Annotated in this window: 21 protein-coding genes; 7 read left to right on the plus strand and 14 right to left on the minus strand. The window is 35.4% G+C overall.

From position 1 onward, the window contains the following. Positions 1–13: 13 nt before the first annotated feature. The 3 genes from I5818_RS22470 to I5818_RS22480 form a co-directional block, all read right to left on the minus strand. Entirely contained in the window at positions 14–244 is a 231-nt protein-coding gene (locus tag I5818_RS22470; protein ID WP_390883461.1) for a hypothetical protein, read from the minus strand. A gap of 69 nt (positions 245–313) precedes the next feature. Beyond that, the gene (locus I5818_RS22475) at positions 314–1660 is read right to left on the minus strand and encodes a D-serine ammonia-lyase (protein WP_078111389.1); all 1347 of its coding nucleotides are present in this window, start codon (positions 1658–1660) and stop codon (positions 314–316) included. 348 nt (positions 1661–2008) lie between these two features. After that, complete coding sequence (locus I5818_RS22480; RefSeq protein WP_078111388.1) at positions 2009–3004, minus strand: S8 family peptidase; 996 nt, start codon at positions 3002–3004, stop codon at positions 2009–2011. A 1322-nt stretch (positions 3005–4326) separates the two neighbouring features. On the opposite strand from I5818_RS22480, the gene I5818_RS22485 reads away from it, so the two are divergent. The 3 genes from I5818_RS22485 (at position 4327) to I5818_RS22495 (ending at position 8389) form a co-directional block, all read left to right on the plus strand. Next, the gene (locus I5818_RS22485; protein ID WP_078111386.1) at positions 4327–5880 is read left to right on the plus strand and encodes a multicopper oxidase family protein; all 1554 of its coding nucleotides are present in this window, start codon (positions 4327–4329) and stop codon (positions 5878–5880) included. 233 nt (positions 5881–6113) lie between these two features. After that, on the plus strand, positions 6114–8189 hold the full coding sequence (locus tag I5818_RS22490) for a carbon starvation CstA family protein (protein ID WP_078110034.1): 2076 nt from the start codon (positions 6114–6116) through the stop codon (positions 8187–8189). A gap of 5 nt (positions 8190–8194) precedes the next feature. Further along, positions 8195–8389: a YbdD/YjiX family protein gene (locus tag I5818_RS22495; protein WP_058003182.1), complete on the plus strand. Its 195-nt coding sequence runs from the start codon at positions 8195–8197 to the stop codon at positions 8387–8389. A gap of 49 nt (positions 8390–8438) precedes the next feature. Here the strand turns inward: I5818_RS22495 and I5818_RS22500 are convergent, their stop codons facing one another. Together I5818_RS22500 and I5818_RS22505 are read right to left on the minus strand one after the other, a co-directional pair. Next, on the minus strand, positions 8439–9197 hold the full coding sequence (locus tag I5818_RS22500; RefSeq protein WP_058003183.1) for an ABC transporter permease: 759 nt from the start codon (positions 9195–9197) through the stop codon (positions 8439–8441). Then, a complete protein-coding gene (locus I5818_RS22505; RefSeq protein ID WP_058003184.1) occupies positions 9194–9925 on the minus strand; it encodes an ABC transporter ATP-binding protein in 732 nt (243 codons plus the stop codon). Before I5818_RS22505 ends, I5818_RS22500 begins: the two co-directional genes overlap by 4 nt. Positions 9926–10083: 158 nt before the next feature. Between I5818_RS22505 and I5818_RS22510 the strand changes: the two genes are divergently transcribed. Next, the gene (locus tag I5818_RS22510; protein WP_209391821.1) at positions 10084–10863 is read left to right on the plus strand and encodes a hypothetical protein; all 780 of its coding nucleotides are present in this window, start codon (positions 10084–10086) and stop codon (positions 10861–10863) included. Positions 10864–11065: 202 nt separating this feature from the next. Here the strand turns inward: I5818_RS22510 and I5818_RS22515 are convergent, their stop codons facing one another. Together I5818_RS22515 and I5818_RS22520 are read right to left on the minus strand one after the other, a co-directional pair. After that, positions 11066–12106: a lactonase family protein gene (locus I5818_RS22515; RefSeq protein WP_078109693.1), complete on the minus strand. Its 1041-nt coding sequence runs from the start codon at positions 12104–12106 to the stop codon at positions 11066–11068. A 231-nt stretch (positions 12107–12337) separates the two neighbouring features. After that, positions 12338–13006: a hypothetical protein gene (locus tag I5818_RS22520; protein WP_071976410.1), complete on the minus strand. Its 669-nt coding sequence runs from the start codon at positions 13004–13006 to the stop codon at positions 12338–12340. A 331-nt stretch (positions 13007–13337) separates the two neighbouring features. On the opposite strand from I5818_RS22520, the gene I5818_RS22525 reads away from it, so the two are divergent. Next, a complete protein-coding gene (locus I5818_RS22525; protein ID WP_078109692.1) occupies positions 13338–13763 on the plus strand; it encodes a universal stress protein in 426 nt (141 codons plus the stop codon). Positions 13764–13841: 78 nt separating this feature from the next. Here I5818_RS22525 and I5818_RS22530 read toward each other — a convergent pair whose 3' ends face one another. The 3 genes from I5818_RS22530 to I5818_RS22540 all read right to left on the minus strand — a co-directional run bounded on the left by I5818_RS22530 (position 13842) and on the right by I5818_RS22540 (position 17274). Then, positions 13842–15464 carry an aryl-sulfate sulfotransferase gene (locus I5818_RS22530; RefSeq protein WP_078109691.1) on the minus strand — a complete coding sequence of 541 codons (1623 nt, stop codon included), beginning with the start codon at positions 15462–15464 and terminating at the stop codon, positions 13842–13844. Between the two features lie 237 nt (positions 15465–15701). Beyond that, positions 15702–16445 (minus strand): SDR family NAD(P)-dependent oxidoreductase, encoded by a 744-nt coding sequence (locus tag I5818_RS22535; RefSeq protein ID WP_078110359.1) that lies wholly within the window; start codon positions 16443–16445, stop codon positions 15702–15704. Between the two features lie 73 nt (positions 16446–16518). Then, positions 16519–17274 carry an SDR family NAD(P)-dependent oxidoreductase gene (locus I5818_RS22540; RefSeq protein ID WP_071976413.1) on the minus strand — a complete coding sequence of 252 codons (756 nt, stop codon included), beginning with the start codon at positions 17272–17274 and terminating at the stop codon, positions 16519–16521. Positions 17275–17494: 220 nt separating this feature from the next. Between I5818_RS22540 and I5818_RS22545 the strand changes: the two genes are divergently transcribed. After that, the gene (locus I5818_RS22545; RefSeq protein ID WP_071976414.1) at positions 17495–18631 is read left to right on the plus strand and encodes a LuxR C-terminal-related transcriptional regulator; all 1137 of its coding nucleotides are present in this window, start codon (positions 17495–17497) and stop codon (positions 18629–18631) included. Positions 18632–18909: 278 nt separating this feature from the next. On the opposite strand, the gene rlmN is transcribed toward I5818_RS22545, so the two are convergent. Then, positions 18910–19971 (minus strand): dual-specificity RNA methyltransferase RlmN, encoded by a 1062-nt coding sequence (gene rlmN / locus I5818_RS22550; protein ID WP_058003194.1) that lies wholly within the window; start codon positions 19969–19971, stop codon positions 18910–18912. Between the two features lie 135 nt (positions 19972–20106). Continuing rightward, a complete protein-coding gene (locus I5818_RS22555; RefSeq protein WP_078110361.1) occupies positions 20107–22164 on the minus strand; it encodes a sensor domain-containing protein in 2058 nt (685 codons plus the stop codon). 291 nt (positions 22165–22455) lie between these two features. Here I5818_RS22555 and I5818_RS22560 point away from each other — a divergent pair, with 291 nt between their 5' ends. Next, positions 22456–23634: a nucleoside transporter C-terminal domain-containing protein gene (locus I5818_RS22560; protein WP_139358150.1), complete on the plus strand. Its 1179-nt coding sequence runs from the start codon at positions 22456–22458 to the stop codon at positions 23632–23634. Between the two features lie 265 nt (positions 23635–23899). Here the strand turns inward: I5818_RS22560 and I5818_RS22565 are convergent, their stop codons facing one another. Both I5818_RS22565 and I5818_RS22570 read right to left on the minus strand, forming a co-directional pair. Then, the gene (locus I5818_RS22565; protein ID WP_071976417.1) at positions 23900–24655 is read right to left on the minus strand and encodes an amino acid ABC transporter ATP-binding protein; all 756 of its coding nucleotides are present in this window, start codon (positions 24653–24655) and stop codon (positions 23900–23902) included. Continuing rightward, the gene (locus I5818_RS22570) at positions 24648–25382 is read right to left on the minus strand and encodes an amino acid ABC transporter permease (RefSeq protein ID WP_058003198.1); all 735 of its coding nucleotides are present in this window, start codon (positions 25380–25382) and stop codon (positions 24648–24650) included. The genes I5818_RS22565 and I5818_RS22570 overlap by 8 nt, the downstream gene beginning before the upstream one ends. Positions 25383–25384 lie beyond the last annotated feature (2 nt).

A 25384-nucleotide genomic window follows, 5' to 3' on the forward strand; every position in this document is an offset into this window, starting at 1 on the left:
ACTGAACCCTCTTTTAAGGGATGTTCGGCGTATCTTTTGTATCTATCCGGTTCATTTTTTCCAATTCCAGTCGCATTTTCTCTGTTTCAAGTAAGAAATTTTGATGCTTCAATTTCTCCAATTCCAATTGATCTTGAATCAGCTTGCCCTTAATTTTCGTATTACTACGAATATGGCTTGTTATAATAGCAATGATTGGAATAGAAAACACCATAATGACTCCAATTACATCCGTCAAAACCATCGCCCCATTCAAACTTATTTTTATAATAATATACTACAAAAATGGAAAATATTGAAGATTCGTAGGATCTTACTCCTCTATTTTCTCTTCATAATATTCAGAAACCATCTCTTTAGGCACCATACTGCCACCTGTTGCCCATACAAGATGAAGTGCATTTGATACTTTATCATTTAATTGATGGCAGTCTAAATATTTCTTTCCTTCTATCGTTCTAAATAATTGAATTGGCCCATAAAATCCTGCTAGGGCAGAAGGCTCAAGAAAAAGATTTTCAGTATCAACTAACTTCCTTAAAAAGGAGAAAAGTCTTTGATCATCGATGGTATAGCAACCACTAAGAAGGTGACCAATTGCCTGCCCAACAAAACTTGATGGTCTACCGACTGCTAGTCCGTCAGCTGCTGTTCGATTATCTAGACCAAAGTCAAACACAGAGACCCTATCATGAAGACCTGTCATTTGACCAATGAGAAAACATGGTGAATGAGTCGGTTCCGCAAAAAAACAATGAACATTTTCTCCAAACTCGGTTTTTAAACCATATGTAATTCCTCCAGGGCCCCCCCCCACACCACATGGTAAATAAACAAATAATGGGTGATCTTCATCTACAATAATATTTCTTTTTTTGAATTGTTCCTTTAAACGGGATGCTGCTGTTGCATAGCCTAAAAAAAGATCTTTCGAGTTTTCATCATCAATAAAATAACATGTCGGATCGGTTTCAGCTTGCCTTCTTCCCGCTTCAACTGCATGACTATAATCAGTTTGATATTCAATTACGGTCACACCTTTACGACGTAACAGATTCTTTTTCCATGTCATTGCATCTGAAGACATATGAACAGTCACTTGAAAGCCCAATGATGCACCCATAATCCCAATACTTAAACCAAGATTCCCAGTGGAGCCCACAGCAATCTTGTATTTTGAAAAAAGCTCCTTGAACCTAGCCGATGAAAAAATGGTATATGATTCCGTATTGGTAAGTAATCCATTCTCAAGAGCAAGATCCTCAGCATGTTTTAATACCTCATAAATACCCCCTCTTGCTTTAATTGATCCAGAAATAGGTAGATGGCTATCACATTTTAAAAGTAACTCACCACTAATATCGATTTTATAGACATGTTTTAGCTGATTCTTCATTTTATTAATTTTTTTTAATGGAGACTCAATAATTCCCTTTGTATGTAAAGTTTCAGGAAACATCGTTTCAATAAAAGGAGCAAACCTCTCCAATCGTTCTAAAGCATCAGTAATATCTTTGCTTGATAAATATTCCATTTCTTTCTTTGTACCATAATCAATATTTCTCCAAAATACCTCTTCCAGACGAGAAATTTTCTCGAGTAAGGGATAATCATCCTTCCATTGCTGAACATCTTTCCCTGCTATTAAATTACTAGACACAGTTAGCCCTCCTTCTTTATCAAATTTCCTATTTATATTTCAAACATTCGTTTTATTGTTTAGTTATTCCTTTATTTTTTAAGGCTCTTTTCTCAATCATTGTTGGCATTTCGCTAAAGAGTTTAACTGAAATTAATTGGTTGAATTCCGTTAAATTTCTTTTTCCACTAAAAAAAGAGCCGCTTCCTTTAGAACTTGCGGGACCCATTATTAGATGTAAAAGCCTGCAGTAGCGCATATATAACAGCCACAAACTAAATAAAAATAGCCTTTTAAAAGTCCGATTTGTTTTTTAGTGCTGGATAAAAGTAAAAATGGGAAACTATTATAGTTTCCCATTTTCCTTTTCTACTTATAAGAAATAGAGACCGTTTGAGCAGAAAGCCCGAGGCTCTTTGATTCTATCGTTATCATTATTTCCTTTTCTGCTGTTTTATGAAGGCTTGTTAGATTAAGAACTCCGTTTCCCTGTGCCTTTTTACTAATTCCTAGATCCTCCGTGCTTTTACATAGCTGTGCATAAAGCTCCGCTTCTGTAAGCTTTCGTTCAAACTCTTTTTCTGCAATGTTTTTAATCAATGCCGCTGCTCCACTGACATGTGGCGTTGCCATTGAGGTACCACTTAGCTTCGCAAATTTTCCACCTGGATAAGTCGAGAAAATCTCAACTCCTGGTGCAACTAAATCTATTTCATCATTCGTATTTGAAAAATCAGCCAAATTCTTCTCTAAATCAACTGCACCAACTTGTACAACCTCAGGATAGGCACCTGGATAATCTAATTCATCTGTATTATCACGATCGTCACCACTATTTCCGGCAGCACATACCACTAAAATATTTTGTTGAACAGCTTTTTTAATTAACTGGTGTTCTTCTTCTTCTTCAGGTCCACCGAGTGACATTGAAATGACAGAGACCTTTTCACCATCTGGTCCTTTCCAATTGATTGCATAATCAATCGCCTGATTAATCCACTGAACGTCTCCTGTACCGTCACCCTTTAATGCTTTTAGTGCTAATACACTTGCACGTGGCGCAACTCCTACAACACCAAACTGATTCATAGTAGCTAATATGGTTCCACTAACATGTGTCCCATGACCATTATCATCTTGATAATCACCGGAACCAGTAAAATCCTTCCCATCAATAATTCGATCCTTTAAATCTGGGTGATTGCGGTCGATACCTGTATCTATGACTGCGATAACTACGCCTTCACCATAGTCCGCATCTTCCCACAATTCTTCTGCATGAATTAATTTAATGCCCTCTGGAATGTTCTCCTCAACTGAATCTACAACTTCTATCACCTTATAAGGAATTAACTTTCTTTCCATGATACTTCCCCTTCCATTGATAGATTTACTAACATTCCTTACCCTTATTATATATGAAAACCATCTAAAATAACAGAATTTTCTAAAAGTAAGAAAATTGTACGAGATATTCTTTTAATAGGTAAACTTTTATCCTACTAGTTTCTATATTAGTCCCAAGTTAGAAATCTATTAATTCAGTATATAGGTTCCGAATGATTCATTTTATAAACTAACCCCTCTATTCATACGTGATGCGAAAAGGGGTGTTTTCAACATCTTTTCAAGAATGGCTATCTACACGTTCTACCTTCTATATACGTAAATCTATATTCTGTAGTGTTATCTCTCAAAGAATATGTGTTTAAGATTAAAATGAAACAAAAATAAGAACATCCTAATTGAATGTTCCACTGAAAAACTTCTAGCAATTCATCTTTTGCTTCCAAATCTTCCTCCTTTTTCTATCCAAGTATAATATTGATTAAATATATTTATCTTTCGTCTAAAGTAAAAAGGGATAATAATCATTATTGAATATAATACAACCATTATGATTAGGAAAGTTAATAAAGATACAAAGATGTTGTCCTTTAAACTACTACTTATAAATAAACTAAAAAACTTTATTAAAAATGAAATTAGAGCAAATCTTTTATAAGCTATCATAATGTTATCTCACCTCCCTTTCGTTTAATTTTACAATATAAGGAAGGTTGCCTAAACCAACATTTTCACATTCAAAAGACTAACTCCCTCTTTTTGAAGTTAGCCTTTTGCTTTAAATCTTTATAGTTTACATGTTGGTTATCAAAGTTTAAAATTGTCTGCCCTAAACTTAAATCTCCTTCATGCCCCACAGATATACAAACAGTCAACTTTACCAGTAGGAGTGCAAGTGACATACAAGCCGGGTCCCATTTAAGCACATCTCATATACTCCAACTTGAATCCTGTATATTTACAGTGCTTCATTTACTTCTGTTCTTCTTTCAAATTTCTAATTTCCTTCTCTAAATGTTCTATTTTTTCCACTAATGGAGCTAATGCCTCTTGAAGAAGTACGCGTAAACGATCAGTCTTTTCACTATCCATATTATTCATCCTCTCTTTTTAATTGACTTTTTCATTTATAGTATAAGAAATATGATTTAAATTATTGGTGATGAAAATCACAATATCTATTAAAAATTGACAAAATCGCAGTTAACTATATAAATAGATTCTTCGCAAAAAATAAGTTAAAAACCTAATTTCTCCGCTATTGCCCCTTTCATAAACAAATTACCTACATAAACTATTTTAAAAATTGCTTAATAAGCAGAGGTAAGGAGGAGTTTTTAATGGATAAATTTGAAACGAAAGGACAGGAAGTTGATCCTTCAAAACCAGAAACCATTCCTAAATTTATCGATGAATTACCCATTCCACGGGTATTAAAACCAAAAATGAAGGCAAACGATAAACCTCATTATTATGAAATTGAAATGAAGGAGGCCAAGCATCAATTCCATAAACTTTTTCCACCTACAACCATATGGGGTTATAACGGAACTTATCCGGGTCCAACAATTAAGGTTCAGCGTAATCAAACCATAAAAGTAAAATGGATGAACCATCTACCAGAAAAACACTTTTTACCCATCGATCGATCACTCCATGGGGCAGCGGATTCACCAGATGTAAGAACTGTTGTTCATGTTCATGGAGCAAATGTCGCTTCAGAAAGTGATGGGCATCCGGAGGCATGGTTTACTACAAATTTTTCACAACGGGGTAGCACCTTTAAACAGAAAATCTATCAATATACAAATAATCAAAGATCTGCAACATTATGGTATCATGACCATGCAATTGGAATTACCAGACTAAACGTTTATGCAGGATTAGCGGGTTTTTTCTTAATCCATGATCCTAGGGAAGATAATTTACAGTTGCCGAAAGGAAAATATGATATTCCGCTAATGATCCAAGATAAATCTTTCCAAGCAGATGGAGCTTTATTTTACCCTGAAAATACGAATCCTCCTGTATCAATTAACCCTTCAGTAGTACCAGCATTTAATGGCAATACCATTGTAGTAAACGGTAAAATTTGGCCATATCTACGAGTAGAACCACGAAAATACCGTTTTAGACTATTAAACGCCTCCAATACCAATGCCTATACATTAAGGTTCGACAATGATCACCCGTTTTATCAAATTAGTACTGATGGAGGACTTCTGTCCAAACCTGTTGAACTTAACTCACTTCCATTGGAGCCTGCTGAACGCTCAGATATTATCATTGACTTTACCAATTTAAAAGGTGAAACATTCATACTACGAAACACCAATGATGACGGGGATTTAAGTATAATTATGCAATTTAAAGTAAATCTCCCCCTTTCAGAGAAAGATACAAGTGATATTCCAAATTTTCTATGTTCAGATCATTCATTTGATATTAGTTCAGTTCAAAGAAATAGATTATTAACTTTAAGTGCTTCAACTGATCATTTTAACAGGCCAATGCTTCTACTAGATCATCGTATGTGGGATGATCCTGTTACGGAGAAACCCGTTCTTAACAGTGTTGAAATTTGGAAGTTCATTAATTTAACACCTTTTCCACATCCGATTCATGTCCATTTGGTTCAATTTAAATTAATAAATCGGAGACCTTTTGACATCGACCGTTTTAATCAGGATGGATTCATTCAATATACCGGTCCTGCTAGAGAGCCTGAACTTTATGAAAGAGGTTGGAAGGATACTATAAAGGTAGAACCTGGTACGGTTACAAGTATTATTATGAGATTTGAAAATCATATCGGTGATTATGTTTGGCATTGTCATATATTGGAACATGAAGATCATGATATGATGAGGCCAATTAAAGTAATCAAGGAATAGAATAGTTCATCCTCCATCGAAGAGAATAGATTGACTCCTTGATAGAGGATTTTTTTTTTGACATTTTGTCGAAAAATAGTTATTTATTCAATAAATTATCAACTGTGACTTATTGATTAAAATGGATGTATTTGTTATATTTTAATGAATTCCGAATATTTTAAACTATCGAACAAGGAGGGTAGATGTTTTAAATTAGTCTATTTTTTATTTAATAGGGAAGGAGTATAATCATGAAAAATAAAGTTCTTTCAATTCTAATCTGGACCGTTATTTCAATTATCGGTGCAGTTGCTTTCGCCTTACTTGGATTAGCTAATGGAGAAACTATTTCCGCTGCTTGGCTGATTATTGCCGCTGTTTGTACATATGCTGTTGCATATCGCTTTTATAGTAAATTTATTGCTTATAAAATTTTTAAATTAAATGATAAAAGGGCAACTCCTGCAGAAGTAAATGATGATGGAAAGGATTATGTTCCTACAAATAAATGGGTGCTATTCGGACACCACTTTGCTGCCATCGCTGGTGCAGGTCCACTCGTAGGTCCAATTTTAGCTGCACAAATGGGATATTTACCAGGTGCACTTTGGATCATTATCGGTGTAGTTCTAGCTGGAGCTGTACAAGATGCAGTGATTCTAATGGGTTCTATGAGAAGGAATGGGAAATCACTCGGACAAATGGCCAAGGAAGAGGTCGGTCCTTTTGGTGGAATCATCGCCTCAATCGGAATTCTTGCGATTATGGTCATATTATTAGCAGTACTTGCACTGGTTGTAGTGAAAGCGCTCGCTGGTTCTCCTTGGGGTGTATTTACTATTGCTGCCACTATTCCTATTGCTATACTCATGGGAGTATACATGAGGTATATTCGACCAGGTAAGGTGCTCGAGGGATCAATTCTTGGATTTGTTTTATTACTATTAGCCCTATGGGGTGGTCAATACGTTGCTGAAAATCCTACATTAGCCGAAATGTTTACTTTTACAGGTGGACAATTAGCTATCATGATTGGAATTTATGGCTTCGTAGCTTCCATTCTACCTGTTTGGTTATTGCTCGCACCACGTGATTATTTAAGTTCCTTTTTAAAAATTGGTGTCATTTTTTTATTAGCAGCTGGAATTTTAATTGTCTTGCCAGAATTACACATGCCAAAAATTAGTCGCTTCATTGATGGGTCAGGTCCTGTATTTGCAGGTAACCTTTTTCCTTTCTTATTCATCACAATAGCCTGTGGTTCCGTTTCTGGTTTCCATGCGTTAGTTTCGTCGGGAACAACTCCAAAAATGATCGAAAAAGAATCTCATTCCCGATTTATTGGCTATGGAGGTATGCTGATGGAGTCAGGTGTCGCGATTATGGCTCTTATCGCTGCTTGTTCTCTACATCCTGGCTTATACTTTGCGATGAATTCACCTGCAGCGGTGATAGGTACAGAAGCATCACAAGCCGCCTCTGTCATTTCCACTTGGGGCTTCCAAGTTTCAGCGAGTGAAATAACGAATGCAGCAAAGGAAATTGGTGAAAGTACTATCATGTCTAGAACAGGCGGTGCACCAACATTAGCAGTAGGAATGGCTGAAATTTTCACTAGCTTTTTAGCCGGTGCTAAAGCCTTTTGGTATCACTTCGCCATATTGTTCGAAGCCTTATTCATCCTTACAACCATTGATGCTGGAACGCGAATAGGCAGGTTCATGCTGCAAGACCTAGTAGGTAATTTCTATAAACCATTTGCAAAAACGAATAATTTAGTAGCAAATATTATCGCTTCTGCCATTATTACCATTGGATGGGCTTATATCACCTACCAAGGGGCTATTGATCCTTTCGGGGGAATTAACTCCTTATGGGCATTATTCGGAATATCCAATCAAATGTTAGCGGCTATTGCTCTTGCAATTGCAACGACTATTATTATAAAAATGGGCAAAGCCCGCTATGCTTGGGTCACCATTATTCCATATGTGTTTCTAACAATCACAACCTTGGTAGCAGCATGTATGAAGCTATTTTCCAAAGTTCCATCCATCGGGTTTTTCAGTCACGCTAAAATCTATCAGGATGGAATTGATGCAGGTAAAGTCATCGCTCCGGCTACCGATATGGAGGTCATGAAGCAAATTGTGTTTAATGATCGACTAGATGCTATATTAACAATTATCTTTATAGCAATCGTTCTTCTAATGGTTATCGCTTCGTTTAAAGTTTGGTACGATATATTAATTAAGAAGAAAAAGGCTAAATTACATGAAAGTCCTTTTGTCCCATCTAAATATCCAAACATTCCAATTGGAAGGTGAAGATAATGAAAAAATTAAATCCCTTTTTCAGCAAGATTGGCTGCAATATCAAAACAATATTTGGATTACCTAATTACCAAATTTACGTAGAACATCGGAAGAGAAAGCATCCAGAAGAGCCGATCATGTCTGAAAAGGAATATTATATGTTTGCATTAAAGGAAAGATATGAGAGTGGAAAGGTAAACCGCTGTTGTTAAATACGGTGCTGTCTATTAAGAGGATTCCTTTTAGTAGACAGCACCCTTTTTATTCCCAGCCCTGAATATCCAATTGTTGCTCGCGATTAAATAGACCAGGGTAGATTAGAAAGCCAAGGATAATAGAAGTTAATGTAGCTGCGGTCATAATCAAAAATACAATAAGAAGTTGAAGACGAACGGCTTGAATAGGATCTGCCCCTGCAATAATTTGACCTGTCATCATCCCAGGAAGCTGAACAAGACCAATGGTTTTCTGGCTATCAATCGTTGGAATTAAGCTAGACCTTATCGATTGCTTTAGAATTGGATAAATCGATTGCTTTTGACTCCCACCAAGTGATAGTACCAAAAGCACTTCATCTTTCCTCATATCCAGCTCTCCTTTTAAACGATTCAAAAAGAGGCTAGCGATTACCATCGAATTACCAATAATCATTCCGCTGATAGAAATAATATATTGCGGAGTAGCAGGTACAATATGTAGCAGTAATAAAAAGCCCTGTGTAATTGCTTCAACGATTAAGATTGTTAAGTAGACTTTCCAAAAAATATGTGGTAATCCCCGCCCCCGTTTTGCTGCATTACTACTTGCTACTAAAATCATTAATCCAATCATCACGATCATAACGAGGGGATTTTTAAAGCCAAATACCATTTTAAGTATATAGCCAATGATCATTAACTGAATGGTTGCACGGACACTCGTTATTAGTAAGTCACGCCCAAGTCCTAGTTTAAATGCTGCGGATAGAAACAGTGCAATAATAACAAAACCAAAACTAAGTAAAATAGTGAGCAGGTTCATCTCATATTCCTCTTTAACTCTAAAAATTGTTGGGTTTGTCGTTCCCTTGGTGCTTCGAAAAGTTCATTCGTTGGTCCTGCTTCAATCAGTTTACCATCTAATACTAGCCATGTATGGTCCCCTACACGTTTCGCTTGATCAAGATCATGTGTAACCCATAGGATGGTTGTACCATGTTCATGATTTAATTTTTTAATTAGCTCTTCCACTTCATGGGAAGAAATAGAATCTAAAGCGGAGGTGACTTCGTCAAGTAATAAAATAGAGGGATCATTTACTAATGTCCTAGCTAGCGATAGCCGTTGCCGCTGTCCACCAGATAGCTCCTTCGCAGGACGATCAAGTAAATCCTCTGATAACCCAACGTACTCCATATATTTTTTCGGTTGCTCCAATGTTCGACCATGTAATTTTGCAGGGAGTATTAAATTATCTAAGGCACTTCCTTTAATGAGTGGAGCCGATTGAAAGGCAATCCCCACATAACATCTAAGCTTTTGTACATCCCATTCGCGAATCTCTTTCCCACGAATAAAAATTTCCCCTTCGGTTGGAGTACTTAATAAGTTGCATAATGACAATATAGTACTTTTTCCAGAACCAGATGGACCAATAATCGTCGTAATCGTACCCTTTTGTATCTTTCCATTGATTCCTTTTAATACCTGTATGGTCTCATTTTTATTTTTAAACTCCTTACTTACATGTATGAACTCTAATTCTTCCATTTATCCTCCTTAGTGCCAGGCATCATTTATGCATATTAGAATAAAATAGCCTGACACATATGAAGAGCTTACATTTTTATTCTGTCGTTTTCTTTTATTTATTTTCAATGTATTGTTCTCTCTTTGGTTACCGTGAATCGGCGGGTTTTCCCCTATTCATGGATTCATTCGCTCTCTTTAGATACCGCAAAACGGCTTTTCTTTCTCTAGCGGGCACCTTTCTTCCTCTTTCGTTACCGCAAAACCGATTTTTCCTCTCGGGCGGGCACCTTTCTCCCTCTTTCGTTACCGCGAAACGTTTTTTTCCTCTCTGGCGGGCACCTTTCTTCCTCTTTCGTTACCGCGAAACCGATTTTTCCTCTCTGGCGGGCACCTTTCTTCCTCTTTCGTTACCGCGAAACCGATTTTTCCTCTCTAGTGGGCACCTTTCTCCCTCTTTCGTTACCGCTAAACCGGTTTTTCCTCTCTTGCGAGCACCTTTTTCCCTCTTTCGTTACCGCGAAACCGCTTTTCTCGCTCGGGCGGGCACCTTTCTCTCTCTTTGGTTACCGCGAAACTGCTTTTTCCTCTCTAGCGGGCACCTTTTTCCCTCTTTCGTTACCGCGAAACCGCTTTTTCCTCTCGGGCGGGCACCTTTCTCTCTCTTTGGTTACCACAAAACCTTTTTTTCCTCTCTAACGGGCACCTTTCTCCCTCTTTCGTTACCGCAAAACCGCTTTTTCCTCTCGGGCGGGCACCTTTCTCTCTCTTTGGTTACCGCGAAACCACTTTTTCCTCTCGGGCGGGCACCTTTTTCCCTCTTTGGTTATCACGAAACCGCTTTTTCCTCTCGGGCGGGCACCTTTTTCCCTCTTTCGTTACCGCGAAACCGTTTTTTCCTCTCGGGCGGGCATCTTTCTCTCTCTTTGGTTACCGCAAAACCGCTTTTTCCTCTCTAGCGGGCACCTTTCTCTCTCTTTGGTTACCGCGAAACGGTTTTTTCCTCTCTAGCGGGCACCTTTTTCCCTCTTTCGTTACCGCGAAACCGCTTTTCTCGCTCGGGCGGGCACCTTTCTCTCTCTTTGGTTACCCAACACTCAACTTTAATGAGGCAATATCTAATTCTCTAAAAAAACCATCATGCCTATCACTTAAAGTGCCTTATAGAAATTTTACACAAACTGGATCAGGTACTTTTATATCTGATTGTAGCAGCGTTAATTTTCCAGTCGCTGAATCTCTTTTAAATAGAACAAGATTACTGGAATTTTGATTGGATGCAATGAGATAGTTTTCTGTTGGATCCAATACAAAATCTCTTGGCCAATTACCTTCTGTTAAAGTATGTTCGATAAATGTTAATTCACCTGTCTCTTGGTTCACACCGTATACGGCAATGCTATCATGTCCACGATTGGCAGCGTAGACAAAATGGCCATCTGAAGAAATATGAATCGCACTACCTTGACTATTTTCAGTAAAATCACTTGGAAGCGTTGAGATATATTGAATTATTTGGAAACTTCCATCCATATTATTATATTGTAAGGCAACGACCTCTGAACTCATTTCTGTCATTAGATATGCATAATCCCCATTTGGGTGAAAGGTTAAATGTCTAGGTCCACAGCCAGGTTTTAATGATAGTTTATTGGCTAATTTTAATTGGCCATTAACGACTTCATAAGTAATGAGCTGATCAATTCCTAAATCAACGACCGCAACATATTTTTCATCTGGAGTAAATCCAGCATAATGAACATGTGGCTTTTCTTGTCTTTCTTTATCCGGTCCTGATCCTTCATGCTGGATGATAGATGATACTGGTTCAAGGCTTCCATTACTAGTCGTTAAATAGGCTTCAACTGTTCCCCTATGATAGTTCGCTGTTACAACCGTCTTATTTTTGCTATCCACACTTATGTGACAAGGCGATGCACCTGGTGATAGTTCTCTATTTAATTCCTCTAACTCCCCATTATTCTTAATAGAGAAAGAAGCAGCACCACCTTGTTCTCCCTCTTTTACAACCGAATAAAGATATTGCTTATCCTGACTAACTGTTACATATGTTGGGTTATCTAATGATGCTGCTAGCTTTACCCCTTGAATTCTAGCTTCCTCAGTATCCAATGAAAAAGTATAGATTCCTTCGCTTTCTCCTTTTGTATATGTTCCTATAAATCCAGTGAAATTTGCCATTGCATAATCTCTCCTTTTAAATGTTTATTAGGCTAAAATGGTTATCCTAAATATACCATATTGCATTTCGAAAGAAGAAAAGGAACGCTTTTTATCACAGATAAAAGAATGTTTGGATACCTACAATGAAATCATTCCGGCTTTTCCACTTTGTCTAATATGTGATATAACCAAATTTCGAAACATAAAAAAGAAACATATATAGAAAAGAGACTCCACCCAAAGGGTTCCTCATTCATTTAAATAACCATTCTTCATTATTTTCCAACCAAACCAAATGCTCCATAAATAGGGCGGTGCCGAAGTCAAAGGAATAAGAATATACCCCATATTAAAGGATAAGAACGTTAATAAAATTCCAATCACACCTATTAATCCGGAAAAAAAGGCTCCTTTTGTAAATAAGCTTGGCAAATCAGTATGGGTTTGTTTAAGACTCCATCCATATAAACAAATTCCTAGCCAACTACACATAACAGCAAAATATCCAGCTAACAATCCAAGAGAGAAAATGGCCTGCCATAACTCGAGAAGAACCCTATTCCTACCTTTAATAAACTCTTCTCCTAAAATTGGTAAAGCTGTTAGCTCAGCAGCTAGGATAAATATCCACAGGCTTAAGGAAACAAAAAATAAACAAGAGCCTAATTTAGCCGACTTGCTTCGATTTGCAAAAAAATGTTCACTTCCTGCCAAACCGATTAACCATAAGGAAGTGGCAATAAGCATTAAAATATGGTCCCACATCCAGAAATCGGCATCGCTAAATCCCTGAAATGCAGTCTTCCCATCATAAGGATTAACTAATGGTGGATGGAGTAGCGTAGCAATTAGCATAAGTATTGCACCTATAATAATGGATGTCCCAGTTAAATAATTACTAAAATTTCTACTAGACATGACTATCCTCCCAGAAACAACCTTCTTCTTCTCAGCATTCCCCAATCTCTAAGTAACCATAGCCTATCCTTTTATTTTAAAGTTCTTAAAAAAAATTGGACTACGCCAAAATGATTGATTGTCAAAAAAACGGGGTATATAGAAATACAAACTAATAACTAAATATGCCTACTACCTGCTTTTACATTCAATAAAGGTCCCGCGGTTCTTTATAAGCTCCATAAATTGCAGGGCTTTTACGAACTTCAACCTATTTTTATTAGTTACAACTTTACCTAAGTAACAGCAATGTTTGAGAAAGAAAAATGATTAAAAAGGCTAGGTGTATATTATGCTATATTCAAAAATATTAATACCTTATAATAATACGGATCTATCAAACAAAGCTTTAGAAACGGTTAAAAATTTCGCAAAAGTGAATCCGAATGCCGAAATAGATCTTTTGTTTGCCAACCAAGTTCCTATTCCCACGTATCCAGGGGGCATAATGATTCAAGAATCCCAAGATAAGTTCAATGAGTTTGCTGATGAAACTCTAGAAAATGCAGTTAACTATTTAGCTGACCTTAAAAACCCCATCCATAAATATATTGTTGATAGTCAACCAATTACAGCAATCCTAAATCATGTAGAGACAAATAAGAACGATCTAATTATTATGGGAAACAGAGGATTAAGAGGAATTAAAGAGTTTTTAGAGAGTGTAAGTCATGTCGTCGTTCAAAAATCTCCTGTACCAGTTTTACTCGTAAAATAATACCTTATTTCATTCTAAGCGGGGCTATCCCAACATTTTCAGATAGCCCCAACTATGTTATTTCAATCTAATTATTGCTTAGTAATCAAGCTTAAATTCCCACAAATCAGGGTATAATGACCCTCTCCATGCTCGATAAACTTGCCGATGTGAGCCTTGTTCGAAACCAGTAATCTTTAATTCAAAGACTACGTTTGCATTTGAATCATTTGTTACCTCGACTACTCTACTTTCAGCAGAATCATTTTCGCCTAAAATATATCCAGATGTAATAAGTCGGTTCCCCGTACTATTTTGATAAACTGCATTTCCGACAATACTAGAAAAGAAGTCTTTCCCTCTGCTTTCTCCATAGGACCATACTTCTTTTACTGTTCTAGTTTTTTCATTAATCCGATATTGAACTGCGCGACTATATTTCTGACTTTCTGTTTTGTTGCCACGAGAAATTACATTATTATTATCAAATAATAGGATATCCAGTGTATCAGAATTGTTGTCCTGATCTGGCAAAATCATTGGTGCATGTTGGCCGGCATTATATTTAAAATCCTTTCCATTTTCAGTTAATAAAAATTTCTTATAGGAATTCGGCCAATCTTCATGATCTGCTAGGATCCATTTTATCTTGCTTGTTGAATAATCTATTTTCATTACGGTATCCTGATGCCTACCAGATATAATAAGAGAGTCATCAGATTCATCATAAACAATGGCATTTAAGTGGAACCAATCTACCTCACCATCTTCCCCGCTAGGTCCATCATATTCCATATAAAAATTTTCTGGTAAAATATCCTTTAAGTCAATTGTATGGACAACTTCTCCTGTCTGACGATCGATTTCCACAATAATATCTTCAATATACTTCTCATCAGAATTCACTGTAGCTAGTAGATTTCCATTTGGCATCTCAATTAGATCATGGTGGATCACATCTGAGTTAGTATAAGTTTGGGGTTGGATGGTATAGGCATTGCTCAATTTTCCAAGCATGTCCATTTCTAAAATTTCATTATATTGCTTATCCTTTTTTGTAACGTACAAAACATTTCCGTTTTTCAATCGCTTGAATGTGGCATGTATTGGCAGTGAGCTAAACCATCTTACGTCCCCATTATTATCTACTGCGTATCCATATCCAAAACTGGACTCAATAAAAGTTAGACCATCCTCCATTTTTTCTTTATTCGCTTTAACGACTTCATTTTGTAAAAAATCTTCTGGCAAAGACTCTGTTTCAATCCTCAATTCTTTCGTTTTTACAGTCCCATCTTCCGCTTCACTTTTAATCTTTACAGTATTATTATAATCCGCATATAAACCAATAATCGGTATTTCATGTTCTGTTTTAAAATCAGAAATAGTTTTAGTAATAGTTGATTCGGTATCCTTGCCCTCCACCGTTATTGTAATTTTGGTTTTTTCTTTTGTTTTAAACATAACTAAGGTTGTTAATGGTGCTACATTATAGGGGTCCTTGATAATATACGGATGTGTAAGGCTATAATTTCCTTTTTTATATGTTTTCATCATATCGCTACTTGTTTTTTCTTGGGTAGCCAAACGTTCAACATCATATGCAGAAGAGACTGTTGTCTTAGGTATTACTGAGCTGCTTTCACTTTTCATATTTTTTAAAACAATCACCATTCCTCCAATAATCAATAATAAAGGTAGTATTATAATAAATTTTTTCAATTGATGTCCCTCCACTTTACATTTCTACAATAACTTTCAATAGAACAAGTGAAATGGTATCAATAAAAAATTAATTTTAAATTAAAACTGTAGTTTGTCGCCTTTGTACTAGGTTCAGCGTTATTATATGTTGCTCTTCAACTCATTTTTATTGGTTAAAACACTCCATAAATATAAAACGCAAAAAGGAGTAATCCTTATTGGACTACTCCCATTTTATTTAGTTAAACCAATTTATTAATGTGCAGTATATCCACCATCCACAAGTAATGTTGTTCCATTAACAAAGCTTGCATCATCACTTGCTAAGAATAAAACCGCCTTTGCAATTTCTTCAGGTTTACCAAGTCTACCTTGTGGATGTAGAGATGCTAGATAATCCTTTGTTTTAGGGTCAACCTTATTTAATAATGGTGTATCAATATAGCCAGGACAAACTGCATTTACACGAATTCCATCCTTTGCATATGCTGTACATAAATTTTGTGTTAATAGTTTTACCCCGCCTTTTGCAGAAGAGTAAGCAGTCGGATTTGGTAACGCAACAAAGCTATGGATTGACCCAGCATTAACAATGACCCCACCAGTGCCTTGTTTTTGAAATTGTTCGATTGCATATTTATCAGAAAGGAAGACACCTGATAGGTTAATATCAATAGTTCGTTTCCATTTTTCATATGTTAGCTCATGTGCAGGTGCATCATCTGCAACTCCCGCATTCGCATACATAATATCTAGCTTGCCATATTTATTCACTGTTTCAGAAATCATATGTTTAATTTCTTCTTCTTTAGTTACATCTGTCTTAACAAATAATGTATCGAAGCCATTGGCATTTAACTTATCAGATAATGCTTGTCCTCGATCAGAAAAATCCGCAATGACAACTTGTGCACCTTCCTCAGCAAAAAGGCGAACCGTTGCTTCACCAATTCCACTTGCTCCACCAGTTACAATAGCTACTTTATTCTCTAATTTCATCTTATTCGCTCCATTTCAATAAAATCTTGAACTATACTTCGCTTCTTCTCCTCTTTTAAAGGATACCTATTTATTATTTTGCAGTTGCCCCACCATCTATAACGAATTCAGCACCTGTTGAAAAAGCAGATTCGTCAGAAGCAAGGAATAACACAGTATTGGCTACATCTTTAACAGATCCTAGATGTCCGAGAGGGAATAAGTTTTTGCCTAATTCATCTTTTGAACTTCCTGTAACCTCAGAAGCATAATCTGCCATTCCTGTATCAATGTATCCAGGATGGATCGAGTTAACTCTTACACCAACATGAGCATATTCCATCGCAGCATCCTTAGTCATAATACGAACAGCACCTTTACTTGCACCGTATAGAACATGTCCAGGAGAGCCCATTAAACCAGCTATTGATGAGGCATTAATGACTGAACCTTTCTTTTGTTCAGCCATTAATGGCATAATATGTTTCATTCCTAAAAATACACCTGTTACATTGATTGACATTAAGCGATTCCATTCGTCTAATTCAATTTCTGCTAATGGCTTAATCTTATAAATACCTGCATTATTAAAAAGAATATCTACTTTCCCAAACTGATCAATTGTTTCTTTTGCTACCTTTTTCCAATCATCTTCGTTACTCACATCATGATGAATAAATAACGCTTCGTTACCGTTAGCCTGTAAATCCTTTACAGTCTGATTTCCAGAATCTTGATTAATATCGGTAACGACAACTTTTGCCCCTTCCTTTGCAAATAAAAGAGCTGTTTCCCTGCCAATACCTGTGCCACCACCGGTAATAATAGCTACTTTATTTTCAAGTCTCATGAATTTCACTCTTCTTTCGTCTAATATTATTTCCTAAGTAGGAAAAAACAGAAGTAAATAATTTTACTAATAAATATAGAACATATAGATTCAATCACTGGCTATACTTCTATCCTACTCCTTTCATTTTTAAATACTATCCTATATAATGCTGTATAATTGTAAAATGAATATCCACCATTTATAGGGGTACTTTTTGTTTTAAGGAGATTGAATTCTTATGACACAAGCGTTAGGTCATTACGAAGAAATTACGTTTGAACAATTTATCATATTTATTAAATCCCATCATCAACAACTCGAGGAAAATATCAATTCTTACTTGAACTTAGAAACAGCCATCTCAGAATCTGATAGAAAAGTCATCAAAAATCTACTCGATACATTTTTGCAATTTTTAACATCACCAAACCTACAGAATGGCAATGACGTATATAAGAGTTATTTAGACAATTGGCTCCAATCCCAATTATCAACCTTGACAATGAAACGCTTTAACTTGTTTCGTTTACTCTTTGAAAAATCATTTATTACACTTATGCTTCAAATAAAACATAACCGAACAAGTTCCTTTTTAATGTTTTTATTATCTATCTTTACCTATCTTGATTTCAGCTATGAAAAATGGATTGAGGTGCCCAAAAAGAATGGGAAACAACATAATAAAAATAAGGAATTGACGAAGTTCGAGTTAATTGATCAACTAAATAAACTACTTATTTTATCTTCAGGTGTTCATGATTTAGCATTTATCTTAAAAAAATGTGAAGAGTATTTTCACTATAAACGATGCGTATTCTATGCTTATATTCCGTGGTCTAATCAATTCTATGGGGTAATAGGTTCTGAACTTCCGAAGGTACAAAGTATGAAGGGCCATCTCAATCCTAAGCAAGCAATGCTATTTAATACGAAACAGCCCATTTTTTTAAAGAATCCTGAAAATTTCATTAAAGAAGAGCATATCCATTTATTTAATCTATCTTCTGTTATATTTATCCCAATTGCACATGATAATCAATTATATGGATGGTTAACATTTGATCAATTAGGCGAGGAATTTGATTGTTCTAAAGAGGAACTGGATATTTTAGAAGAAGTAGGCATACGCCTTGGTCTATTTTTTGCAAGGAAGAGTGAACAGATAGAAAAAACAACAGGTCTTCATCTAACAGAACGAGAGACGATGATTCTTGATTTACTAGCTGAAGGGTATGATAATAAAAAAATGGCGGAGTTACTATATTTAAGTGAACATACAGTAAGGGATTATGTGAGTAGTTTAATGACAAAGCTTAAAGCCAAAAATCGTACACAGGTTGTGGCATCAGCCTTCCGATTGGGATTATTAAAGTAATGTTTCGAAAATAAAGGCTCTTTTCTTAAACATTGTTGCTAATTAACTAAAGTTTTAACGAATAACTATTTAAAGACTGCTAACACTCACTAAGAAAAGTGTTGCAAACTCTATAAGAACCGCTTTTGTAAAAGCCGGCAGGTGAGCTTTAACAAAACAACCTACTACACAAAAACAGCCAAAATAAAAAAGAGGATGATATGATGTCTGCATCCCCAAAGTTAGATTCCACTTGGAGTGCAAGACATACATGGTCACCCTCTTTTTTCGTATACAATTTAATTGGCCTTCTTTAATTGCTTACTCCTTAATTGTCCACAAGCAGCGTCAATATCCGTTCCATGCTCTTGACGAACAACACAATTAATTCCATTCTTTTTCAATGTATCATAAAATGTCATAATTGATTCTTGTGTACTTCTTTTATATTGAATATGTTCACTAACCGGGTTATATGGAATGAGATTCACATATGCAAGATGGCGTTTATTTTGAAGAAGCTTAGCAAGCTGTAATGCTTCCTCTTTATGGTCATTCACATCATTTAATAGAATATATTCAAATGTAATTCTACGATTTGTTTTTTCTAAATAATAATCAATAGCAGGCATTAATTTCTCTAACGGATAAGCACGATTGATTTTCATAATTTGTGTACGTAGCTCATTATTAGGTGCATGTAAAGAAATAGCAAGATTAACTTGTAAATCTAAGTCTGCAAATTCGTAAATTTTAGGAGCAAGTCCACTAGTTGAAACAGTAATATGTCTTGCACCAATTGCTAGACCTTTAGGTGAATTAATATTTTTTAAGAATGTAACTAAGTTCGTAAAGTTATCAAATGGCTCTCCGATTCCCATCACTACTACGTGACTTACTCTTTCATCTTTACCAATTTCATCTAAATGCAATTGAACATTCATGATTTGTTCAACGATTTCACCACTCGTTAAATCGCGATTTTTTCGTAAAATTCCACTTGCACAGAAAGAACAGCCGATATTACAACCTACCTGGGTTGTTACACAAACCGATAAACCATATTTTTGTCTCATTAGCACGGTTTCAATTAAATTTCCATCTGGTAGTTTAAATAGAAATTTAACGGTACCATCCTTTGATTCCTGTTTAATTTCAAGTTGTAGTGTATGCATGTTAAAATGTTCTTCTAATAATTGGATACAATCTTTATTTATATTACTCATTTCAGAAAAACTTTTTACACGTTTTTTATATAGCCATTCCCACACCTGCTGTGCACGAAATTTCTTTTGTCCATGTTCCAAAAACCAGTCTGTTAATTGATCTATTGTTAATCCATAGATGGATTCTTTAGTCATTCGTTACCCTCTTTTCAAAGATACTTTTTCACATAACTTCTATTTTACATGAATCTGTGATGATTTTCTATCACTATCTCTTAATACATAATTGTTCCAGAAAGTCGGCTCTTCCTTCTCCTTAACGCATCATTTTTATATATTTTCATGAAAAATAAAATAGTCACTATAATTCGATTCTTTTGCACGGTATAATGCTTCATCTGCGAACTTAATTAAATTCTTTTTTTTCATCGTATGATCTGGATACAGAGCAATGCCAATTCCTGCACCTAAAAGAATTTGATGATGTTTAAAAATTAATGGTTTTTCAAATGAATCTATAATTCGTTTAGCAATATCCTCTACAATATCAACAGAATCTATCTCTGGGAGAATTACTCCTATTTCATCCCCTCCAAATCTCGCAACCGTATCCGTTTCGCGGACACATGCTTTGAGTCTCCTTGCCATTTCTATTAGTACTGCATCTCCAGCATCATGACCAAATGTATCGTTAACAAGTTTGAATTTCCGTCCATCAATCATCATAAGAGCCACTTTCTTATTTGAACGATTTGCATTACGAATTGCCATCTCTAGTCGATCATCAAAGGTACGTCGGTTCGGCAAATCAGTTAAATAATCGTAAAAGGCCATTTTTGCTAATTCATCACGATGCTTCTTTTTTTCAGTAACATCTCGAGCAACAGTTACTAACTGTATAACTTCTCCTTGTTCGATTATTGGGGTAGTCGTAATTTCCAACCATATATAATGCCCCTTCTTATGTCGTAATCGAATCTCTATAGATGTTGGTTTGGCGCCTTTTAGAAAGCCTTCAAATCTTTTCTTTATGATTGGAATATCATCAGGGTGAATATATTTCGTAAATAATTGACCAACGTACTCCAAACTGGAATAACCAAGAATTTTCTCATTCGATGGAGATACGTACTCTATCACTCCTTGTGGATTAATCATCTTAATGACATCAAATGCATTTTCAGTAATTAATCGAAATTTCTCCTCACTTGTTTGAAGTTCCTTTTGTGCTTTTTTAATTTCCGTAATATCTTTAGCAATTCCATGTACTCCTACTACGTGATTATCTACAATTATTGGAATATTGGTTATTAATACTTCTTTTGAGTGTCCATGCTTTGGTTTTAATCTAATTTCATAGCTAACTGACTTTTTCTGTTCAATCGTTTGTTTAAAATGGAATAATGTTCTTTCCAGATCGTTCGAATCAACTAAAGGGATAAATGACGTTCCAATTAACTCATCAAATGAATAACCAGTTACCTTTTCAACTCCCAGGTTCCCACTTGTAAAATTCCCGTTAAGATCAAAAGAGAAAATAGCCTCAGGATGATTCTCAAATAAGGATTTGTACCTTTGCTTACTTTCTTTTAACCGTGTTTCTAATCGACTTTTCTCCGTAATATCTTGTGCAATTCCATAGACACCAACTACGATTCCATCAACAATAATTGGTACGTTTTTAACATTTAAATGAACCTTTTCCCCACTCTTTGTATAGATCCAAGTTTCATACTCTTCATTTCTACCACTCACAGCCTTTCTAAAATGGAGAGTGGTTTCTTCTAAATATTCTTCAACAATAAAGTTGGTAATTGATTTCCCAACAAGTTCATTTGTACGGAACCCTGTAATTTCCGTAATTACTTTATTAATACTAATAAAATTTCCTTGTAAATCCGACTCGTAAATTGCATCACTATTATGCTCGACCAAGGAAGATAATCGTTTTTGACTCTTCTCTAGCTTTCTTTTTGTTTCTATGTTTTCTTGCTCTTTTCTTCTTTTTCTTTCAGTAATATCTCTGACAATTCCTATAATATATCTTACTTGTCCATTTTGGATTAATGGATTAAAAGATGTTTCTCCTATCATTTCTCCCTCAGATGTTACAATCTTCTGGATTAATTCTATTGATTTTCTTGTTAAAATCACCTTATTGTAATAAGAAATCATCCTAGAAGCGTGCTCTTTCGGAACAATCTCTTCCACCCTTTTACCTACAATATTTTTTCCCGATTGAAGAACCTTAGATGTTGAATGGTTAGCATATACATAGCGAAAAGAAGTTCCATCTGACTCTATAATAAAAATTAAATCGGTGATCGAATCAAATATAGTAAAGAAAGTTTGTACATTAGATCCTACATCTTCTAAGAAACGTTCCATAAGCCGTTCCTCTCTTTCCTCATATCACAACAATTATGAACTTTTCATATGTTTTTACCTATAATATAAGTTTTCATAGATCATACGCAACTTCGATATCATTAGTAATATTAACCAAATAGCGCAGTTTGTCATACATTTTCCCCATTATTACAGATAATTATAAAGGGGTTTTTAGGAACTAGAGATTTTTATCCCTTCCTTGTTATCTTTAATAAATTACATGTATGAATAGGGTCTATTATTATGGGGACAATAGGTGTTGGAGTGATGATATGTTTTTCATAACAAATGTACTCGGCATACTCCGTTGTCGGCTTTCTCATCTATCTATGTTCACCAGTAAAGCAACAAATCAATTGGCGATCGATCATTAGCTTGTTAATCGTTGAATTGCTCATTACATGGTTTATGTTAGGAACCACTGTAGGATCATGGGTAATAGATCAAATCGCCTCCTTCTTCTCATGGTTAGTTTCTTGTGCAAATGAGGGAATTTCTTTCGCTTTTCCTTCTGTAATGAAAAACGAGACAGTCGATTTCTTCTTCAGTGCACTAATGCCAATTATCTTCATTGTTACCTTTTTTGATATTCTTACGTATTTAGGGATTATGAAATGGATCATAGATAAGGTTGGATGGGTGATATCAAAGGTTTCTGGTCTACCGAAGCTTGAAAGCTTTTTCTCCATTCAAATGATGTTTTTAGGAAATACAGAAGCATTAGCCGTTATTCGAGAACAGTTAATGGTTCTTAAAGGAAAGAGATTATTAACATTTGGAATCATGAGTATGAGTAGTATTAGTGGATCAATTATAGGTGCTTATTTATCAATGGTTCCTGCAGAATATGTATTTGCTGCAATTCCTTTAAATTGTTTAAACGCACTTTTACTTGCAAGTATGTTAAATCCTGTTGTTGTGAGTAAAGAGGAAAATATTGTGTATGTCCCACCAAAGAAAGATCGAAAAGACTTTTTCTCAACCATTTCAAATAGTATGCTTGTTGGAATGCGGATGGTCATTGTTATTGTGGCAATGGTCATTGGCTACGTAGCGCTCACCTCTTGCTTAAATGGAATTCTAGGTTTCTTTATCCATGGTCTAACAATTCAAAGGATTTTTGGATTTATTTTCAGCCCTTTTGCATTTCTACTTGGATTAGGAAGTCAAGACGCGATGTATGTTGCGTCTTTAATGGGCATCAAAATCTCTACAAATGAATTTGTAGCAATGATGGATCTAAAAAACCATCTCAAAAATATGGCGCCTCATACGATAGCAGTTTCGGTTACTTTCTTAACGTCTTTTGCTAATTTTAGTACAGTAGGTATGATTTATGGAACCTACAACTCTATTTTCGGTGAAGAGAGCTCCGAAATTATTGGCAAAAATGTATGGAAGCTATTAGTAAGCGGGATTGGAGTATCCTTACTTAGTGCAATGATTGTTGGTCTATTTGTTTGGTAATACCCCCATCCCAATTGTTCTTGATTTGTCTATTTAATGGTTTCGTTCGTTTGTTACATTTGAAAAAGACCACTACCGTCGTTTTTTTCATGTAACAGGGTTCATGTTTGCAGTTCGTTTATCAGTGAATTAAAAAGAATTCTCGTTCTTAAACTCTTTTTATACGTTAATACATTTACCTAAATAACAACAATGCTAAGCATTAGAAATGGGTTGTCTATAGGAGGACAAATTTATCCTCTTACTAGAAAACCCTGTTCTTTTCTCAAATATAATAAATATATTCCTTCGGTAGGACTCGTTTTAAGAACTGTTGTGTCCTTTCTTCCTTAGGTTGTGTAAAAATTTCCTTCGGTGTCCCTTCCTCTACTACCGTACCTTCATCCATAAATACAACACGATTAGCTACATCCTGTGCAAATGACATTTCATGTGTAACTACCAACATTGTCGTTCCTTCATTGGCAATCTTCTTCATGATGTTTAAAACCTCACCAACCAGCTCAGGATCAAGAGCTGAAGTAGGTTCATCAAATAAGATAATCTCTGGATTCAACGCGATCGCTCTTGCAATACCTACTCTTTGTTGTTGCCCACCTGACAATTCATTTGGATAAGCATTATATTTATCCGATAATCCAACCTTATCCAAAGATTTCTTTGCAATTTCAATTGCTTTTTCTTTTATCATTTTCCTTCCAATAATTAAACCTTCTGTTACATTCTCTAATGCTGTTTTATTATTAAAAAGATTATAATTTTGAAAAACAAACGCAACCTTTTGCCTGACCTCATGAATTTGTTTTTTAGTAGCTGCTTTAAGATTTACATTCATATTCCCAAAAACAGCCTGACCTTGATCGGCCCTTTCAAGAAAATTAATGCATCTTAACAATGTCGTTTTACCAGATCCGCTAGGACCAAGAATAACAACAACATCTCCTTTACTTATGCTCAAATTTACCCCTTTTAATACTTCACTTTTCCCAAATGTTTTATGCACATTTTTAATTTCAAGCATACTGTTGCCCCCCTTTTGCTGTAGTTGTTTTATAGGAGCTAAGTTTTCTTTCAAATAGCTTGAACCCATATTCCGTTAAGCTACAAATAATCAAATACACGAGAAAAATATCAATATAGGCCTCAACATAGTTATATCCTACATTTGCGGCTACCTTTGCCTTTAATGTAATTTCAGGTAAGGACATAGCATAGCCTAAGGAAGTTGCTTTAATCAGATTTACCGTAGCGGTGCAAATATTTGGCAATGCCACCACTAATGCTTGTGGAATAATAATTCTTCGATAGGCTTGAACATTCGTTAATCCGACAGATTGGGCAGCTTCTAATTGTCCTTTACTTACTGTTATTAATGAGGAACGAAAAATTTCAATTAAGATGGCAATCGTATTTAGAGAAAATACAATAAATGCATACCATATCGGATTCACCTCATAAACATTTTTATCTATATGGAGCTTAGAGAATAATGATGATATTACTAAAGGTACGCTGTTATAGATAATAAATATCTGAACGATTACAGGTGTTCCACGAACAAATGAAACATATATTCTCGAAAATTGACTTAAAATTGGGATGCGATTAATTCTTGTTAATGCCAATAAAAAACCAAATGGTGAGGCGACTATTAATGCGACAATCGTTATAATTAAGGCAGTGGGTACGCCTGATAAAGCAACAAAAAACGTATCGACTAAAAACTCAAGATTAAAGCTACCCTGCACTC

The sequence above is a fragment of the Heyndrickxia oleronia genome (genome assembly GCF_017809215.1).
GTDB classification, from domain to species: Bacteria; Bacillota; Bacilli; order Bacillales; family Bacillaceae_C; genus Heyndrickxia; species Heyndrickxia oleronia.

Excerpts from the sequence above, each read along its gene's own strand:
- I5818_RS22470 (WP_390883461.1), bottom strand. The coding sequence starts at position 244 with ATGGTTTTGACGGATGTAATTGGAGTCATTATGGTGTTTTCTATTCCA.
- I5818_RS22480 (WP_078111388.1), bottom strand. The coding sequence starts at position 3,004 with ATGGAAAGAAAGTTAATTCCTTATAAGGTGATAGAAGTTGTAGATTCA.
- I5818_RS22485 (WP_078111386.1), top strand. The coding sequence starts at position 4,327 with ATGGATAAATTTGAAACGAAAGGACAGGAAGTTGATCCTTCAAAACCA.
- I5818_RS22490 (WP_078110034.1), top strand. The coding sequence starts at position 6,114 with ATGAAAAATAAAGTTCTTTCAATTCTAATCTGGACCGTTATTTCAATT.
- I5818_RS22495 (WP_058003182.1), top strand. The coding sequence starts at position 8,195 with ATGAAAAAATTAAATCCCTTTTTCAGCAAGATTGGCTGCAATATCAAA.
- I5818_RS22500 (WP_058003183.1), bottom strand. The coding sequence starts at position 9,197 with ATGAACCTGCTCACTATTTTACTTAGTTTTGGTTTTGTTATTATTGCA.
- I5818_RS22505 (WP_058003184.1), bottom strand. The coding sequence starts at position 9,925 with ATGGAAGAATTAGAGTTCATACATGTAAGTAAGGAGTTTAAAAATAAA.
- I5818_RS22510 (WP_209391821.1), top strand. The coding sequence starts at position 10,084 with ATGGATTCATTCGCTCTCTTTAGATACCGCAAAACGGCTTTTCTTTCT.
- I5818_RS22515 (WP_078109693.1), bottom strand. The coding sequence starts at position 12,106 with ATGGCAAATTTCACTGGATTTATAGGAACATATACAAAAGGAGAAAGC.
- I5818_RS22520 (WP_071976410.1), bottom strand. The coding sequence starts at position 13,006 with ATGTCTAGTAGAAATTTTAGTAATTATTTAACTGGGACATCCATTATT.
- I5818_RS22525 (WP_078109692.1), top strand. The coding sequence starts at position 13,338 with ATGCTATATTCAAAAATATTAATACCTTATAATAATACGGATCTATCA.
- I5818_RS22535 (WP_078110359.1), bottom strand. The coding sequence starts at position 16,445 with ATGAAATTAGAGAATAAAGTAGCTATTGTAACTGGTGGAGCAAGTGGA.
- I5818_RS22540 (WP_071976413.1), bottom strand. The coding sequence starts at position 17,274 with ATGAGACTTGAAAATAAAGTAGCTATTATTACCGGTGGTGGCACAGGT.
- I5818_RS22545 (WP_071976414.1), top strand. The coding sequence starts at position 17,495 with ATGACACAAGCGTTAGGTCATTACGAAGAAATTACGTTTGAACAATTT.
- rlmN (WP_058003194.1), bottom strand. The coding sequence starts at position 19,971 with ATGACTAAAGAATCCATCTATGGATTAACAATAGATCAATTAACAGAC.
- I5818_RS22555 (WP_078110361.1), bottom strand. The coding sequence starts at position 22,164 with ATGGAACGTTTCTTAGAAGATGTAGGATCTAATGTACAAACTTTCTTT.
- I5818_RS22560 (WP_139358150.1), top strand. The coding sequence starts at position 22,456 with ATGTACTCGGCATACTCCGTTGTCGGCTTTCTCATCTATCTATGTTCA.
- I5818_RS22565 (WP_071976417.1), bottom strand. The coding sequence starts at position 24,655 with ATGCTTGAAATTAAAAATGTGCATAAAACATTTGGGAAAAGTGAAGTA.